13 protein-coding genes are annotated in these 16,182 nt (G+C 70.3%); 12 read left to right on the forward strand and 1 reads right to left on the reverse strand.

Annotated features, from left to right (window positions below):
- Nucleotides 1-14 precede the first annotated feature (14 nt).
- The 5 genes from ABZ906_RS12595 to ABZ906_RS12615 all read left to right on the forward strand — a co-directional run bounded on the left by ABZ906_RS12595 (nt 15) and on the right by ABZ906_RS12615 (nt 6,831).
- On the forward strand, nt 15-842 hold the full coding sequence (locus ABZ906_RS12595) for a carbohydrate ABC transporter permease (RefSeq protein ID WP_361381022.1): 828 nt from the start codon (nt 15-17) through the stop codon (nt 840-842).
- Nucleotides 843-907: 65 nt separating this feature from the next.
- Nucleotides 908-1,909, forward strand: coding sequence for a LacI family DNA-binding transcriptional regulator (locus ABZ906_RS12600; protein WP_361183561.1), 1,002 nt, complete (start codon nt 908-910; stop codon nt 1,907-1,909).
- Between the two features lie 56 nt (nt 1,910-1,965).
- Nucleotides 1,966-3,900 (forward strand): cellulase family glycosylhydrolase, encoded by a 1,935-nt coding sequence (locus ABZ906_RS12605; protein ID WP_361381025.1) that lies wholly within the window; start codon nt 1,966-1,968, stop codon nt 3,898-3,900.
- Nucleotides 3,897-6,191 (forward strand): glycoside hydrolase family 3 N-terminal domain-containing protein, encoded by a 2,295-nt coding sequence (locus ABZ906_RS12610; RefSeq protein ID WP_361381028.1) that lies wholly within the window; start codon nt 3,897-3,899, stop codon nt 6,189-6,191. Before ABZ906_RS12605 ends, ABZ906_RS12610 begins: the two co-directional genes overlap by 4 nt.
- Nucleotides 6,192-6,288: 97 nt before the next feature.
- On the forward strand, nt 6,289-6,831 hold the full coding sequence (locus ABZ906_RS12615; RefSeq protein WP_361381031.1) for a methylated-DNA--[protein]-cysteine S-methyltransferase: 543 nt from the start codon (nt 6,289-6,291) through the stop codon (nt 6,829-6,831).
- On the opposite strand, the gene ABZ906_RS12620 is transcribed toward ABZ906_RS12615, so the two are convergent.
- Nucleotides 6,828-7,598: an IclR family transcriptional regulator gene (locus ABZ906_RS12620; protein ID WP_361381034.1), complete on the reverse strand. Its 771-nt coding sequence runs from the start codon at nt 7,596-7,598 to the stop codon at nt 6,828-6,830. The genes ABZ906_RS12615 and ABZ906_RS12620 overlap by 4 nt on opposite strands.
- 242 nt (nt 7,599-7,840) lie before the next feature.
- Here ABZ906_RS12620 and ABZ906_RS12625 point away from each other — a divergent pair, with 242 nt between their 5' ends.
- The 7 genes from ABZ906_RS12625 (at nt 7,841) to ABZ906_RS12655 (ending at nt 16,179) form a co-directional block, all read left to right on the forward strand.
- On the forward strand, nt 7,841-9,001 hold the full coding sequence (locus ABZ906_RS12625) for a mandelate racemase/muconate lactonizing enzyme family protein (protein ID WP_361381037.1): 1,161 nt from the start codon (nt 7,841-7,843) through the stop codon (nt 8,999-9,001).
- Nucleotides 8,998-10,017 carry an alcohol dehydrogenase catalytic domain-containing protein gene (locus tag ABZ906_RS12630; protein ID WP_361381040.1) on the forward strand — a complete coding sequence of 340 codons (1,020 nt, stop codon included), beginning with the start codon at nt 8,998-9,000 and terminating at the stop codon, nt 10,015-10,017. Before ABZ906_RS12625 ends, ABZ906_RS12630 begins: the two co-directional genes overlap by 4 nt.
- A gap of 92 nt (nt 10,018-10,109) precedes the next feature.
- On the forward strand, nt 10,110-11,078 hold the full coding sequence (locus tag ABZ906_RS12635; protein ID WP_361381043.1) for a hypothetical protein: 969 nt from the start codon (nt 10,110-10,112) through the stop codon (nt 11,076-11,078).
- 3 nt (nt 11,079-11,081) lie between these two features.
- Entirely contained in the window at nt 11,082-12,200 is a 1,119-nt protein-coding gene (gene chvE, locus ABZ906_RS12640; RefSeq protein ID WP_361381046.1) for a multiple monosaccharide ABC transporter substrate-binding protein, read from the forward strand.
- Nucleotides 12,201-12,217: 17 nt separating this feature from the next.
- The gene (mmsA, locus tag ABZ906_RS12645) at nt 12,218-13,756 is read left to right on the forward strand and encodes a multiple monosaccharide ABC transporter ATP-binding protein (protein WP_361381451.1); all 1,539 of its coding nucleotides are present in this window, start codon (nt 12,218-12,220) and stop codon (nt 13,754-13,756) included.
- Nucleotides 13,757-13,766: 10 nt separating this feature from the next.
- A complete protein-coding gene (gene mmsB, locus ABZ906_RS12650) occupies nt 13,767-14,996 on the forward strand; it encodes a multiple monosaccharide ABC transporter permease (protein WP_361183310.1) in 1,230 nt (409 codons plus the stop codon).
- Nucleotides 14,997-15,030: 34 nt separating this feature from the next.
- Nucleotides 15,031-16,179 (forward strand): aldose epimerase family protein, encoded by a 1,149-nt coding sequence (locus ABZ906_RS12655; protein ID WP_361381049.1) that lies wholly within the window; start codon nt 15,031-15,033, stop codon nt 16,177-16,179.
- Nucleotides 16,180-16,182: the final 3 nt, after the last annotated feature.

Below are 16,182 nucleotides of genomic sequence, written 5' to 3' on the forward strand. Positions count from 1 at the left end.
TGGAGCCGGTCACCATGAAGCACGGAAAGTCCTGGCTGCCCGCGCACATCCTGGCCTGGGCGTACGCGGCGCTGCTCGTCGTGCCCCTCTACTACCTGCTGGCCTCGGCTTTCAAGACGAACGAAGAGATCTTCGCCAGCCCCTTCTCCCTGCCCACCTCGTTCTCCTTCGGCAACTTCGGCACGGCCTTCGAGAGCGCCGATCTGGGGCTCGCGGTCGTCAACTCGGCGCTCGTGACGTTCTTCTCGCTCGCGCTGACCCTGGTGCTCGCGATCCCGGCGGCGTTCGCGATCGCCCGCTCGACGGGCCGCCTCGGCGCCTTCGTGGAGAAGGTCTTCTCGCTCGGCTTCCTCATCCCGACGTTCGCCGCGCTCTTCCCGACGTTCCTGCTCGCCGCGGCGACGGGGCTTTTCCACACGCGCCTGTTCATGGTGCTCTTCCTGCCCGCCACCGCGATGCCGCTGTCCGTGGTCATCCTGGTGCAGTTCATGCGGACCATCCCCAAGGAGATGGAGGAGGCGGCCCGCATCGACGGCGCCTCCACGTTCGGGGTCCTGCGGCACGTCTATACGCCGATGTGCATGCCCGGCATCGCGACGGTGCTGCTCCTGAACTTCCTGACGTTCTGGAACGAGTACCTGTACTCGCTCGTCATCATCGGCCCCGACCCGTCCCAGCGCACCGTGCAGGTCGCCCTGCCCACCCTCAAGTCCCTGACGGGGACGGATTACGGGGTCCTGACCGCCGGTACGGTACTGACTCTCGTACCGGTATGGGCCGTCTACACGGTGTTGCAGAAGCGGATGCAGCAGGCCCTCGTCAGTGGGGCGGTGAAGATGTGAACACTCCGGAAGCATCCCGCAGGGACAGCGAGGCACCCCGCAGGGACAGCGGCGCACGTCCGACCATCAAGGCGGTCGCCGCGGCGGCCGGGGTCTCCACGGCCGCCGTCTCCCAGGCGTTCAACGCCAAGGGCCGCATCTCCGAGGCGACCCGGCGCCGCATCCAGGACGCCGCCGCCGAGCTCGGCTGGTCGCCGAGCGCCACGGCGACGGCCCTGCGCAGCGCCCGTACCCGCACGCTCGCCCTGGTGGTGCGCCGCCCCACGGACGTGCTCGGCGCGGACCCGCACTTCACCGAGCTGATCACCGGTCTGGAGGGCGAACTCGCCCCGCGCGGCTACGGCTTGCTGCTCCACCTGGTCACGGACGTGGCCGAGGAGAGCGCGCTGTACGAACGGCTCGCCGCCGAGGGCCGCGTCGACGGCGCCGTCCTGACCGACGCCCGCGCCGACGATCCGCGCCCGCCGCTCCTGCGGGGCCTCGGCCTGCCCGCCGTGCTGCTCGGCGCGCCCCACCCGGACGCGCCCGTGCCGACCGTGGGCCTGGGCAACCAGGGCGCCGGCATACACGAAGCCGTCGACCACCTCATCGAGCTCGGTCACCGGCGCATCGCCTATGTGTCGGGGCCCGGCGAACTGCTGCACACGGGGCTGCGCCGCGCGGTCTTCGAGGAGACCCTGCTGCTCAAGGGACTTGCCCCGGCCGCCGTTCTGAGCACCGACTTCTCCGAGGCCGCGGCCGTCGCCGCGACCGAGGAGCTGCTCGGCATGGAGCAGCGTCCCACCGCCGTCATGTACGCCAACGACTCCATGGCGGTGTGCGGCATCGGCGCCGCCCAGCGCGCGGGACTGCGCGTCCCCGACGACCTGTCCGTGGTCGGCTACGACAACCTGCCGATCGGCCACTGGCTGCACCCTCGTCTGACGACCGTCGACCAGCAGGTGCAGCGGGTCGGTGCGGCCGCCGCGCGTGCGCTGCTCGCGCAGTGCGGCGAGGACGTGCCGCCCGTCGCGCTCGACGAACGGCCACGGCTCGTGGTCCGCGAGTCGACGGGTCCCGCCCGCTGACCGCCTCCGCTTCTGATCACTTCTCCACCCCCGTACGGAAAGACCTGAGTACCACCATGCGACGCCACAGCGCCCGGCTCACCCACGACTCCGCCATCCTGCCCTGGATCGGCGCCAACTTCTGGTCCCGCACCGGCGGTCCGCTGATGTGGCGGAACTACGACCCGAAGACGGTCCGCGAGGAACTGTCCGTGCTGCGCGAGCACGGCATGACGATGACCCGCTCCTTCTTCTACTGGCCGGACTTCCACCCCGAGCCGCACCGCATCGACGAGGAGCTGTGCGAGCGCTTCCGCGACTTCCTCGACGCGCACACCGAGCTGGGAATGGGCACGGTGCCCACCTTCATCGTCGGCCACATGTCGGGCGAGAACTGGGACCCGGCGTGGCGCGGGGACCGCGACCTCTACGAGGACGTGTGGCTGGTCGGCCGCCAGTCGTGGTTCGTGTCGCAGATGACGCGCCGCTTCAAGGTCCACCCGGCGGTGACGGGCTGGCTCATCACCAACGAGATGCCGGGCTACGGCCGCATCTACCAAGTGGACCCGCCCTCCAGCGATGTCGTCACCGCCTGGGCGCAGTTCATGTGCGACGCGGTGCGCGCGGCAGGCGGCACCCAGCCGGTGTCGCTCGGCGACGGCGCGTGGGGCATCGAGGTGACGGGCCGCGACAACGGCTTCTCGCTGCGGGACACGGCCGAGTACGTCGACTTCGTGGGCCCGCACGTCTACCGGTCGGACACGGACCGCGTACGTCAGCACTACCGCGCCGCCTTCGAGTGCGAACTGGCGGGCGTCACCGAACAGCCGGTGATCCTGGAGGAGTTCGGGCTCTCGACGGACACCGTCTCGGCGGAGAACGCGGGCATCTACTACCGCCAGACGCTCCACAACTCCCTGCTCGGCGGCGCGACCGGCTGGATGGCCTGGAACAACACCGACTACGACGATCTGTGGGACCAGTCGCCCTACGACCATCACCCCTTCGAGATGCACTTCGGCATCACGGACAGCACCGGCGCCCCGAAGACCCCGCTCGTCGAGATAGCCGCGTTCTCCGACATCCTGGAGCAGGTCGACTTCGCGCGTTGCCGCCGCTCGGACGCGGACGCGGCGCTCGTCGTCCCCGCGTTCCTGGAGCGCGGCTACCCCTACAGCCGCCCCGCCGACCGCCCGCTGATCTTCACCTCCCTCCACCAGGGGTACGTCGCCGCACGCGGCGCCGATCTCCCGGTGGCCCTCACGCGGGAGGCGGACGGGCTTCCGGGGGATGCGGCGCTGTATCTCCTGCCGTCCACCCGGCAGTTCACGACCCGCACCCGGCGCGAGCTCGAACGGCGGGCCCGCGAGGGCGCCACGGTGTACCTGTCGTTCTGCTCCGGCGAGCACCCGGGGACGCGCGGCCCGTGGTTCGACGACCTGGACGGGCTCTTCGGCGTCGAGCTCCAGCTCTCCTACGGGGTGGCCGAGCCCATCGAGGACGACGTCCTGGAGATGACCTTCACCGAGGAGTTCGGCGGCATCCCCGCGGGCGAGACCCTGCGCTTCCCCGTGGCGGGCAACGAGGACAGCCGCGCCTACCTGCCGGTCGTCCCGACGGGGGCGCGGGTCGTGGCCAAGGACGCACACGGCCGTCCCGCGCTCCTGGTCAACGAGACGGGAAGCGGCCGTACGGTCCTTGCCACCTACCCCCTTGAGCACATGGCCGCGCGCACGGCCCGCGTCAACCCGGAGCAGACCCACCGTCTGTACGCGGCCCTGGCCGAGATCGCGGGCGTGGAGCGGTCGGTGACGGTCGACAGCCCCTACGTCTCCGCGGACGTCCTGGTGCACGAGGACGGGCGGCGGTTCGTGTGGCTGGTCAGCCAGTCGGACGAGGAAGTGACGGTGCGCCCGGCGGTGGACGGTTCGCTGCACGACCTGGACACGCGTGAGGCGGTGGCGGAGGTACGGCTCGTCCCGTTCGGCGTGTGCGTCCTCGAAGTGCGATGAGCGCGCCGCTGTACCGGGACGCGGGCGCTCCCGTCGCCGACCGGGTGCGCGACCTGCTCTCCCGGATGACGCTCACCGAGAAGGCCGGCCAGGTCAACCAGCGGATGTACGGCTGGGACGCGTACGAGCGGACGGCCGGTGCACAGGGCGGTCACCGTCTGACGGACGCCTTCCGCGCCGAGGTCGCCGCGTTCGACGGGATGGGCGCGCTGTACGGCCTCCAGCGCGCCGACCCGTGGTCGGGTGTGACGTTCGCGGACGGCATCACCGCCGCGGACGCGGCGCGCGTCGCGAACGCGGTGCAGCGGCACGTCGTGACGGGCACCCGGCTCGGCATTCCGGTCCTGCTGGTCGAGGAGGTGCCGCACGGCCATCAGGCCCTGGACGGCACGGTCCTGCCGGTGAATCTCGCGGTGGGCGCGACCTGGGACCCGGAGCTGTACGAGGCCGCCGCGGCGGGCGCGGCCGCCGAGCTGCGCGCCCGCGGCGGCCATGTCGCCCTGGTCTCGGCGCTCGACCTGGTGCGCGATCCGCGCTGGGGACGTGCGGAGGAGTGCTTCGGCGAGGACCCGTATCTCGCGGCGCGGTTCACGCGGGCGCTGGTGCGGGGCATGCAGGGCGACGACGCCGTGTTCGCCCCGGACCGGGCGGCGGTCGTCCTCAAGCACTTCGCCGGGCAGGGCGCGACGATCGGCGGCCGCAACAGCGCGGCCACCGAGCTGGGACCGCGGGAACTCCACGAGATCCACCTGGTGGCGGCGCGGGCGGGCATCCGCGCCGGGGCGGCGGGCGTCATGGCCGCCTACAACGAGTACGACGGTCTGCCGTGCGCGGCCAACCGCGACCTGCTCACCGGCCTCCTTCGCGAGCGCTGGGGGTTCGAGGGCGTGGTCATGGCGGACGGGTGCGCACTCGACCGTCTCGTACGCCTCGCCGGTGACCCGGTGGCGGCGGGCGCCCTCGCCCTGGACGCGGGCACGGACTTGAGTCTGTGGGACGCCGCGTTCCCGCGGATCGCCGAGGCGGTCGAGCGGGGCCTGGTCTCCGAGCAGGCCCTGGACGCGGCCGTCGCCCGTGTCCTGACGCTGAAGTTCCGCCTGGGTCTCTTCGAGCGGCCGTACGTGGACGAGGAGCCTGAACGCACGCCCGTACTGCGTGAGTTGAGCGAGCGTCTGGGCCGCGAGTCCGTCGTGCTCCTGAGCCATGACGGGACCACGCTGCCCATGACTGCCGCGTCCCGCGTCGCCGTCATCGGCCCGGGCGCCGCCTCGCTCCCCCGGCAGCTCGGCGACTACACCGCGCCGCAGCGCCCCGGCACCGGCCTGACCGTCCTGGACGGCATCAGGGCCGTGGCGCCGCCGGGCAGCGAGGTGACGTACGCGCGGGGCTGCGAGCTGGTGGGCGGCGACCTCGGTGGCATCCCGGAGGCGGTGGCGCTTGCCGCCGCAGCCGATACCGCCGTGCTCGTGCTCGGCGGGTCGAGCGCGCGGGAGGCCGACACCCGCTTCGAGAGCAACGGGGCCGCCGTCGTGGCGTCCGGCGCCCCGGCGGGCATGACGTGCGGCGAGGGCGTCGACCTTGCCGAACTGAGCCTGCCGGAGGGGCAGTCGGCGCTCCTCGATGCCGTGGCCGCCACCGGCACCCCGGTCGTCGTGGTCCTCGTCCAGGGGCGGCCGCATGCCGTGCCGGAGCTGTCCGGGCGGGCCGGTGCCGTACTCTCGGCGTGGTACCCGGGGCCGTGGGGCGGGCGGGCCGTCGCCGACATCCTCTTCGGGCGCGCGGAGCCCGTGGGACGGCTGCCCGTGTCCGTGCCGCGCTCGGCCGCCCAGCTTCCGGTGTTCTACAACGCCAAGGACCACGGCTACCGGGGTTACGTGGACCAGCCGGCCACCGCGCTGTACGCCTTCGGCCACGGCCTGTCGTACACGAGCGTCGCGTACGGGGAGCCCCGGCTTTCGCGCACCCGGGTCCCGGTCACTGATCCGGAGCTCACCTGCACGGTCGCCGTCACGAACACGGGGGCGCGTGCGGTGCGGGAGACCGTGCAGCTCTATGTGCGCCGGGTGTCGGGCTCCACCTCCTGGCCGCGCGTGCGTGAGCTGCGCGGTTTCGCCCGGGTCGAGCTGGCCCCCGGTGAGGAGGCCGAGGTCGCCTTCGTCGTCGGGGCGGATACCCTGGCGTCGCTGGACCGCGCCCTGGAGCACGCCGTGGAGCCCGGCGAGGTCCTTCTGGAGACCGGGCCCTCGTCCGACCGCACCAGCGGCGCCCGCCTGACCCTGTCACCCGCATGAGCGCCACGTCCGAATCCCGCCAGCCGCGCGCCCGCGCACCCCGCAGACTTGGGGAGCGTCACCGGGGAAAAGTCACCGGGGAAACAGGGAGCGTCTGATGACCGAGGTCATGGCGAAGGCCGTCTACACGACCGTCGAGAGCCCGCTGGGCGAGCTGCTGCTGGTGGGTGAGGAGTCGGCCACCGCGCACGGCGGCACCGCCCTTGCCTCGCTGTCCCTGCCGGGGCAGAAGGGCGGCGCGGTCGTCCGGGACGGGTGGGTGCGCGACGACGGGGCATTCGCCGAGATCGCCGGGCAGCTGCGCGGCTACTTCGAGGGGACGCGCCGGCACTTCGACGTCGAGTACACGAGCGGCGTCGGCACCGACTTCCAGCGGCGCGTCTGGCACGCCCTCGACTCGCTCCCGTACGGCACGACCACCTCGTACGGGAAGCTCGCCGAGCAACTGGGGATCTCGCGCGCCGCGGTCCGCGCCCTGGGCACGGCGATCGGGCGCAACCCGCTGCTCGTCGTGCGCCCCTGCCACCGGGTCGTCGCCGCCGACGGCTCGCTCGCCGGGTACGCGGGCGGCCTCGACGCCAAGCGGCGGCTCCTGGACCTGGAGTCGGCGAACCGGCCGCAGCGGCAAGAGACGACCTAACGCACGCCCCGGTGGCCCAGGCGCTCCGAGAGGTCGTCCGCGCCCTTGGCGGCGAGTTCGGCCAGTTCGTCCTCGCGCTGCTCGCTCCAGCGGATCATCGGCACGGAGATGGAGAGGGCGGCGACGACCTGGCCCGAGCTGTCGCGGACCGGGGCGGCCACGCAGCTGACGTCCGGGTTCGACTCGCGGTGTTCGGCCGCGACCCCGCGCTCCCGGATGCCGGCGAGCGCGGCGAGCAGCGCGTCGGGCTCCGTGATGCTGTTCTGGGTCATCGCCACCAGCTCATGTCCCGCCAGGCGGCCTTCGAGCTCGGCCGGGGGCAGTGAGGCGAGCAGCATCTTGCCGACCGACGTGCAGTGGGCGGGCAGTTTGCGGCCCGCGGCGGAGACCATGCGCACCGCGTGGGTGGAGTCCACCTTGGCTATGTAGATGACGTCCGTGCCTTCCAGGACGGCCACATGGACCGTCTCGTCGCAGGTCTCGGCGACCTCGCGGGCCACCTGCTGCCCCTCCGCGGCCAGGTCGAGCTGCTCGGCGTACCGGCTGCCGAGCTGGTAGGCGCGTACGCCCAGGCGGTAGCGCCCTGTCTGGTCCGGGATCTGGACAAGGTAGGAGCGGGCGGCGAGTGTGGTCAGGAGTTCGTGCACGGTGGTGCGCGGCAGCTGGAGTCTGCGGGTCACCTCGGGGGCGGACAGCGTGCCGTCGCCCTCCAGGAACAGTTCCAGTATGTCCAGCGCCCTGGTCACCGCAGGAACCAGTCGTCCCATGGTCGGCCTCCCACCCCGTGCGTCCGAAGTCCGCCCCCAGAGGCGTCCGAAACTTCGGTCAACGATCGATATGACGAACACAGGCTAGCCATTGCCGCGTTCGGCGCGCAACGGCCCGGGGTCCGACCGCGCGCCCAAGACCGTTTTGCGCGACCCATTGACACCCTGCCGCCTGCATGAATACGGTCACGCCAACATTTCGAACGTGTGACGAAATACCGAACAACCAAGGGGCAACTGCCTTGCGTATTACGGGAATCAGCACGCACGTGGTGGGAACGCCGTGGCGCAATCTCACCTACGTCCAGGTCCACACCGACGAAGGCCTCACCGGCGTCGGCGAGACCCGCATGCTCGGCCGCACCGACGCGCTCATCGGCTACCTCCGGGAGGCGGCGGCCAACCACATCGTGGGGTCCGACCCGTTCGCGGTCGAGGACCTCGTGCGGAGGATGAAGTACGGCGACTACGGCCGGGCCGGCGAGATCGTCATGTCGGGCATCGCCTGCGTGGAGATGGCCTGCTGGGACATCAAGGGCAAGGCCCTGGGCGTGCCGGTCTGGCAGCTCCTCGGCGGGAAGGTGACCGACAAGGTCAAGGCGTACGCGAACGGCTGGTACACCACCGAGCGCACCCCGGAGGCGTACCACAAGGCCGCTCTGGCCGTCGTCGAGCGCGGCTACCGCGCCCTGAAGATCGACCCGTTCGGGACCGGGCACTTCGAGCTCGACCAGGCGGGCACGAACTACGCGGTCTCGCTGATCGAGGCGGTCCGGGACGCGATCGGTCCGGACGCCGAGCTGATGCTGGAGATGCACGGGCGCTTCAGCCCGTCCACCGCGGTGCGCCTGGCGCGGGAGATGGCGCCGTTCCGGCCCGCATGGCTTGAGGAGCCGGTGCCGCCGGAGAACCTCAAGGCCCTGGAGAAGGTCGCCGCCAAGGTGGACATGCCGATCGCCACCGGCGAGCGCATCCACGACCGGATCGAGTTCCGCGAGCTCTTCGAGTCCCAGGCCGCCGACATCATCCAGCCGGACCTCGGCCACATCGGCGGCATCCTGGAGACCCGCAAGCTGGCCGCGACGGCGGAGACGCACTACACGCTGATCGCGCCGCACAACGTCGGCGGCTCGGTGCTCACCGCGGCCTCCCTTCAACTGGCCGCCTGCACAACGAACTTCAAGATCCTGGAGCACTTCAACGACTTCGCGGACGCGGAGATCAAGAAGGTGGTCAAGGGCGCGCCCAAGGTGGTCGACGGCTACTTCGAGGTGTCGCACGAGCCGGGCCTCGGCGTCGAGCTCGACACGGAAGCGGCGGCCGAGTTCCCGCAGCAGCAGGCGCGGTTCGACCTGTGGGCCGAGGGCTGGGAGAAGCGCTCCCCCAAGGCAGCCGCGAAGTGAGCACCGAATCCCGCGCGATCGTCGTCGACCGGCCGGGCACGCACCGGCTCACGGTCGGCGCGCGGCCAGAGCCGGGCCCCGGCGAGGTCCTGGTCAAGGTCGCCGCGGCCGGAATCTGCATGAGCGACCGCGAGGTCTACGACGGTCACCGGGACGCCGCCTACGTGCGCTATCCCGTGATCCCGGGGCACGAGTGGTCCGGCACCGTCGAGGCCACCGGCGAGGGCGTCGACCCCGCGCTCGCCGGGCACAAGACGGTCGCCGAGGGGTTCCGCGCCTGCGGCACCTGCGAGCGCTGCCGGTGCGGCGAGACGAGCCTGTGCGGCGGCGGGTACGCGGAGACCGGGTTCACCGAGCCCGGCGCCTTCGCCGACCACGTGGTCGTCCCCGCCCGGCTCCTGCATCTCCTGCACCCGGACGCGGATCTCGCCGCGGCCGCTCTCCTCGAACCCGCCGCGGTCATCGCGGGCGCGGTGCGGACGGGGCGGCCGAGCCCCGGCGAGCGGATCGCGGTGGTCGGCGCGGGGACCCTGGGGATGCTCGCGGTGCAGCTCCTCGCCGCCTCGTCGCCCGGCGAGCTCGTCGTGATCGACCCGCGGGCCGAGCGCGGCAGGCAGGCGCTCGAATTCGGGGCGAGCGAGAGCCTGACGCCCGGTGAGGCGGAGGCGTACCACGGCCGCTTCGACCTGGTCGTGGAGACCGCGGGGGCGCCGAGCACGGCCGCCTCGTCCTGTCTGCTCGCGCGCAGGGGCGGCCGGGTGGTCCTTACCGGCATGTTCACGCCCGGCGCCGTCGGCATCGATCCGGTGCATCTCTCGCTGAGCCAGCTGGAGGTGCGCAGCGTCTTCGGCGCGCCGTCCTCCGCCTGGTCGGACGCGGTGCGGGCGTTCGGGCTCGGGCTGCTCGACCCGGCCCCGCTCATCACGCACGAGTTCCCGCTCGAGCAGTTCGGGGAGGCCGTCGCGCTGGTGGGCGGCGGCGATCCGAAGACAGGAAAGGTGCTCTTGCGCCCCTGAGACGCCTCCGAGGCGTCCGCCAAGTACGCCCACCGAACCGACCGACGTACGAAATATCGAACACAGCAGAATTCACTGCGTATGGGAGTCCCGTGACCAGCCCGTCAGCACCCCGCCGCCCCGGCGTCGACGCCCTAGCCCGCATCGGGCACCCCGTACCCGCCGTCGATCCGGCCGACGCGTCCCCGCACGTGTTCCCCGACGGCGGCACCTGGCGCACCGAGATTCCCTCCGTGGAGGGGCCCGAGGCGCTCGCCGTCGTCCTGAAGGAGAGCTCGCGGCTCGATGTGCCGATCCACCGGATCAGCCAGGGCAGCGGCATCTGGATGCTCTCCGACGTCGAGATCACCGAGATGGTGGAGGCCTGCGCCGAACGGGACATCGAGCTCTGCCTGTTCACGGGTCCGCGCGGCACCTGGGACATCGGCGCCGCGACGCGCACCGACTCGGGCGGCGCGGGGCTTCGCTCGCGCGGCCACGACGCGCTCGCCGGCTGCGTCGAAGACGCCGTGCGCGCCACCGAGTTGGGCGTGAAGTGCCTGCTCGTCGCCGACGAGGGCGTGCTGTGGACCCTTCACCGGCTGCGGGCGGCCGGTGTGCTGCCCGCCGACACCACGTTCAAGGTCTCGGCCCTGATCGGCCCGGTCAACCCGGCCTCGTACGCGGTCTACGAGCGGCTCGGCGCCGACTCCCTCAACATTCCCTCCGACCTCACCCTCGCCCACCTCACCGAGATCCGCCGGGCGAGCCGCGCCCCGATGGACCTGTACGTCGAGGCGCCCGACGACCTCGGCGGCTACGTCCGGATGTACGAGGCGGCCGAGCTGATCCGGCGCGGCGCCCCGCTGTACCTCAAGTTCGGCCTGAGCAAGTCACCCGGCATCTATCCCTACGGCGCCCACCTGCGCGATCACACCCTGGCCACCGCCCGCGAGCGGGTCCGCCGCGGACGCCTCACCCTCGATCTGCTCGCCCGGCACGGCGCGGACGGCGGCATGTCGCCGCTCGGCGCACGGCTGCCCGGCGAGCTCCAGCGCTTCCCCGTCCCGGAAGGGGACTGACCCATGAGAACCCGCATATCCCGCGTGCGACTCACCGCCGCCATGGCCACCGTTGTCCTGCTGGGCTCGCTGACCGCCTGCGGCCAGGAGGCCAAGGGCGGCAGCCGCTACAAACCGGACGAGGGCAAGGGCAGCACCATCGGACTCGCGATGCCCACCAAGTCCTCCGAGCGGTGGATCGCCGACGGCAACAACATGGCCAAGCAGTTCCAGAAGGCCGGCTACAAGACCGATCTGCAGTACGGCGACGACAAGGTCGAGAACCAGATCGCCCAGCTGGAGAACATGATCACCAAGGGGCGCAGCCTCCTGGTGGTGGCCGCCATCGACGGCTCCGCGCTCACCGAGGTCCTGCAGCGCGCGGCCGACGCGGGCATCCCCGTGATCTCGTACGACCGTCTCATCCTCGGCACCGAGAACGTCGACTACTACGCGTCGTTCGACAACGAGCGCGTCGGCCGTCTCGAAGCCCAGTACATCGTCGAGAAGCTGAAGCTGGGCAAGCCGGAGAAGGGCGGCGACGCGAAGAACATCGAGCTGTTCGCGGGCTCGCCGGACGACAACAACACCAAGTACTTCTGGACCGGCGCCATGAAGGTGCTCCAGCCGTACTTCAAGAGCGGTCAGCTCGTCGTGCGCAGCAAGCAGACGAAGATGAACCAGGCCACCACGCTGCGCTGGGACGGCGGCACCGCGCAGAAGCGCATGGACGACCTGATCAGCAAGAACTACGGCTCCGCGAAGGTCGACGCGGTCCTCTCGCCCTATGACGGCATCTCGATCGGCATCATCTCGGCGTTGAAGAGCGCGGGCTACGGCACCAAGAGCGATCCGCTGCCGGTGATCACCGGGCAGGACGCGGAGCTCGCGTCGGTGAAGTCCATCATCCGCGGCGAGCAGACGCAGACGGTGTTCAAGGACACCCGCAAGCTGGCGGCGCAGACGGTGTCCATGGGCGACGCGGTCCTCAACGACAAGAAGCCGAAGGTCAACAACACCGAGGACTACAACAACGGCAAGAAGACCGTGCCGTCCTTCCTGCTCGACCCGGTCAGCATCGACAAGTCCAACACCCAGCTCCTGGTCGACGAGGGCTACTTCAAGGAAGGACAGCTCAAGTGAGCGCCCCCGTACTGGAGATGCGGGGCATCACCAAGACGTTCCCCGGCGTCAAGGCGCTCTCCGACGTGAATCTGACCGTGGGTGCCGGGGAGATCCACGCGATCTGCGGCGAGAACGGCGCGGGCAAGTCGACGCTGATGAAGGTGCTCAGCGGCGTCCACGAGCACGGCAGTTACGACGGCGAGATCCACTTCGAGGGCAAGCAGATGGCCTTCAAGGACATCCGCGCCAGCGAGAAGCACGGCATCGTCATCATCCACCAGGAGCTGGCGCTCGTCCCGTATCTGTCCATCGCCGAGAACATCTTCCTCGGCAACGAACAGAGCAGCCGGGGCTTCATCGACTGGAACGACACGCTGCGCAGGGCGAGCGCGCTGCTCAAGCGGGTCGGCCTACGCGACAAGCCGCAGACTCCGGTCGCGGACATCGGCGTGGGCAAGCAGCAGCTGGTGGAGATCGCCAAGGCCCTGTCGAAGGAGGTGAAGCTGCTCATCCTGGACGAGCCGACGGCGGCCCTGAACGACGAGGACAGCGCGAAGCTGCTCGACCTCATCCTGGAGCTGCGCGATCAGGGCATCGCCTGCATCATCATCTCGCACAAGCTGAACGAGATCCGGGCCATCACCGACTCGGTGACGATCCTGCGCGACGGGCAGACCATCGAGACCCTGACGGTCCGTGAGACGCCGTCCGCCGAACCGCAGTTGTCGGAGGACCGCATCATCCGCGGCATGGTCGGCCGCGACCTCGACAACCGCTTCCCCGACCGCACGCCCTACGAGGGCGAGGACGCGGGATCCCTCGCCCTGTCCGTCGAGGGCTGGACGGTGCGGCATCCGGTCGACCATCAGCGCAAGGTCGTCGACGACGTGTCGCTGACCGTGCGGCGCGGCGAGATCGTCGGCATCGCGGGCCTGATGGGCGCGGGCCGCACGGAGCTCGCGATGTCCGTCTTCGGGCGTTCCTACGGTCAGTACGTCACCGGCACGGTGGCCGTCGGCGGACGCGAGGTCGTGACGAAGAACGTGCCCGCGGCGGTCGACGCCGGCATCGCTTACGTCACCGAGGACCGCAAGCAGTACGGCCTCAACTTGATCGACAACATCAACCGCAACATCTCGCTGGCCTCGCTCACGGACATGCGACGCACGGACGGCTTTGTCGACGAGCACAAGGAACGCTCCGTCTCCGAGCGCTACCGCAAGTCGATGAACATCAAGGCCCCCACCGTCTTCGAGCAGGTGGGGCGGCTCTCCGGCGGCAACCAGCAGAAGGTCGTCCTGAGCAAGTGGATCCACGCCGACCCCGAGGTCCTGATCCTCGACGAGCCGACGCGCGGCATCGACATCGGCGCCAAGTACGAGATCTACACCGTCATCGACAAGCTGGCGGCCTCGGGCAAGGCGGTGCTGTTCATCTCCTCCGAACTGCCCGAGCTGCTCGGGATGTGCGACCGGATCTACACGATGGCCGAGGGCAGGCTGACCGGTGAGGTCGACCGCGCGGACGCCACCCAGGAACTCCTGATGCGCCACATGACCAAGAACAGAAGCTGAGGCCTCCGCCATGACCACCACGACCACGCCGCCACGCGACACCTCGTCCAAGCCGTCCGCCAAGGAGTCCACCGGCGCCCTGCTGCTGCAGAGCGTGCGCTCCAACATGCGCCAGTACGGCATGCTCGTCGCCCTGGCCTTCATCGTCATCCTGTTCCAGATCTGGACCGACGGCACGCTGCTCCTGCCGAACAACGTCTCCAACCTGATCCAGCAGAACGGCTACATCCTCATCCTGGCCATCGGCATGATGATCGTGATCATCGCCGGTCATATTGATTTGTCCGTCGGCTCACTGGTCGCCTTCGTGGGCGCCATGTCGGCGGTGATGATGGTCAAACACGACATGCCCTGGGTGCTCGCGCTCGTCCTCTCGCTCCTCATCGGCGCGGTCGCCGGAGCGTGGCAGGGCTTCTTCATCGCCTATGTCGGCATCCCGTCGTTCATCGTGACGCTCGCCGGCATGCTGCTCTTCCGCGGTCTCACGCAGATCGTCCTGGAGGGCCAGTCGCTCTCGCCGTTCCCCGAGGGCTTCCAGAACATCGCCAAGGGGTTCATCCCCGAGATGGGCCCGTACACGCAGTACCACAACCCGACCCTGGTGCTCGGTCTCGTGACGGTCGTCTTCCTGGTCTTCCGCGAGTGGCGCAGCCGCAAGCAGCAACTGGCCTACGACCTCGACGTGATGCCGACGGGCCTGTGGGCGGCGAAGCTGGTGGCGATCTCCGCGGCCGTCATCGCCTTCACGCTGACCCTCGCCAGCTTCCACGGCGTGCCCGTGGTGCTGCTCATCATGTGCGGCCTGCTCATCTCGCTGGGCTATGTGATGCGCAACGCGGTCGTCGGACGCCATGTGTACGCGCTCGGCGGCAACAAGGCGGCGGCGAAGCTCTCCGGCGTCAAGGACAAGCGCGTCACCTTCCTGATCTTCGTGAACATGGGTGTGCTCGCCGCGCTCGCGGGCTGTGTGTACGCGGCGCGGCTGAACGCGGGCACTCCGCAGGCCGGTCTGAACTTCGAACTGGAGGCGATCGCGGCCTCGTTCATCGGCGGTGCGTCGATGAGCGGCGGCGTCGGCACGGTGATGGGCGCCGTGATCGGCGGTCTGGTGCTCGGCGTCCTGAACAACGGCATGTCCCTGGTCAACATCGGAACCGACTACCAGCAGGTCATCAAGGGCCTGGTGCTGCTCGCGGCGGTCGGCTTCGACGTCTGGAACAAGCGCAAGGTCGGTCGCTAGTCCTCTCCGTCAGCTGATACGTCTGGAGCCGCACATGGAAACGAGCAGACGCACCGTTCTGGCCTCGGCCGCCGCGGTCGGCCTCACCACCGCCGTCGCGGGCACGTCGTACGCCTCGGCGGGCCGCACGCCCGCCAAGGAGCTCTTCGGGAAGCTGGCCGACGGCACCAAGGTGTACCGCTGGTCCCTCGCCAACGGCGGCACCCGCATGAAGGTGCTCTCGTACGGCGGCATCGTGCAGTCCCTCGAACTCCCCGACCGGCACGGCCGGTACACCAACGTCTCCCTCGGCTACGACACCATCGAGGAGTACGTCGCCGGGACCACGTTCTTCGGCGCCACGATCGGCCGCTACGGCAACCGCATCGCCAAGGGCCGCTTCACCCTGGACGGCAAGGCGTACCAGCTCTCCGTGAACGACGGCGAGAACAGCCTGCACGGCGGGGCCAAGGGCTTCGACACGCGGGTGTGGGACGTCGAGCCGTTCACGGACTCCTCCGGGGTCGGCCTGCGCCTGCACTACACGAGCGTCGACGGCGAGATGGGCTACCCCGGAACTCTGCGGGTGACCGTGACGTACACGCTCGACGCGCGCGGCGACTGGCGCGTCGACTACGCGGCGACCACGGACAAGGCCACCGTGGTGAACCTGACGAACCACACGTACTACAACCTCGCGGGCGAGGGCAGCGGCGACATCCTGGGCCACGAACTGACCCTGGCCGCTGCCCGGTACACGCCCACCGACGCCGGTCTCATCCCGACCGGCGAGCTCGCGAAGGTGGCGGGGACGCCCTTCGACTTCCGGCGCGCGAAGACCGTCGGCGAGGACATCCGGGTCTCGCATCCGCAGCTGGTGACCGCCAAGGGATTCGACCACAACTGGGTCCTGGACAAGGGCATCACGAAGCGCCCCGAGCACTTCGCGACCCTGCGGGATCCGGAGTCCGGGCGTGGCATGAGGATCGCCACGACCGAGCCGGGCGTGCAGTTCTACTCGGGGAACTTCCTCGACGGCACCCTCACCGGGCCTTCGGGGCGCACCTACCGGCAGGGCGACGGGCTCTGCCTGGAGACGCAGCATTTCCCGGACTCCCCCAACCAGCCGAAGTTCCCCTCGACGGTGCTGCGTCCCGGCCAGACCTACCGGTCGAGCACGGTGCACAGCTTCTCGGCGCGCTGAGCG

It is taken from the genome of Streptomyces sp. NPDC046925, assembly GCF_040644915.1.
GTDB lineage: Bacteria > Actinomycetota > Actinomycetes > Streptomycetales > Streptomycetaceae > Streptomyces.

Coding starts and splice junctions, on each gene's coding strand:
- ABZ906_RS12595 (WP_361381022.1), top strand. CDS start 15: ATGAAGCACGGAAAGTCCTGGCTGCCCGCGCACATCCTGGCCTGGGCG.
- ABZ906_RS12605 (WP_361381025.1), top strand. CDS start 1,966: ATGCGACGCCACAGCGCCCGGCTCACCCACGACTCCGCCATCCTGCCC.
- ABZ906_RS12610 (WP_361381028.1), top strand. CDS start 3,897: ATGAGCGCGCCGCTGTACCGGGACGCGGGCGCTCCCGTCGCCGACCGG.
- ABZ906_RS12615 (WP_361381031.1), top strand. CDS start 6,289: ATGACCGAGGTCATGGCGAAGGCCGTCTACACGACCGTCGAGAGCCCG.
- ABZ906_RS12620 (WP_361381034.1), bottom strand. CDS start 7,598: ATGGGACGACTGGTTCCTGCGGTGACCAGGGCGCTGGACATACTGGAA.
- chvE (WP_361381046.1), top strand. CDS start 11,082: ATGAGAACCCGCATATCCCGCGTGCGACTCACCGCCGCCATGGCCACC.
- mmsA (WP_361381451.1), top strand. CDS start 12,218: ATGCGGGGCATCACCAAGACGTTCCCCGGCGTCAAGGCGCTCTCCGAC.
- mmsB (WP_361183310.1), top strand. CDS start 13,767: ATGACCACCACGACCACGCCGCCACGCGACACCTCGTCCAAGCCGTCC.
- ABZ906_RS12655 (WP_361381049.1), top strand. CDS start 15,031: ATGGAAACGAGCAGACGCACCGTTCTGGCCTCGGCCGCCGCGGTCGGC.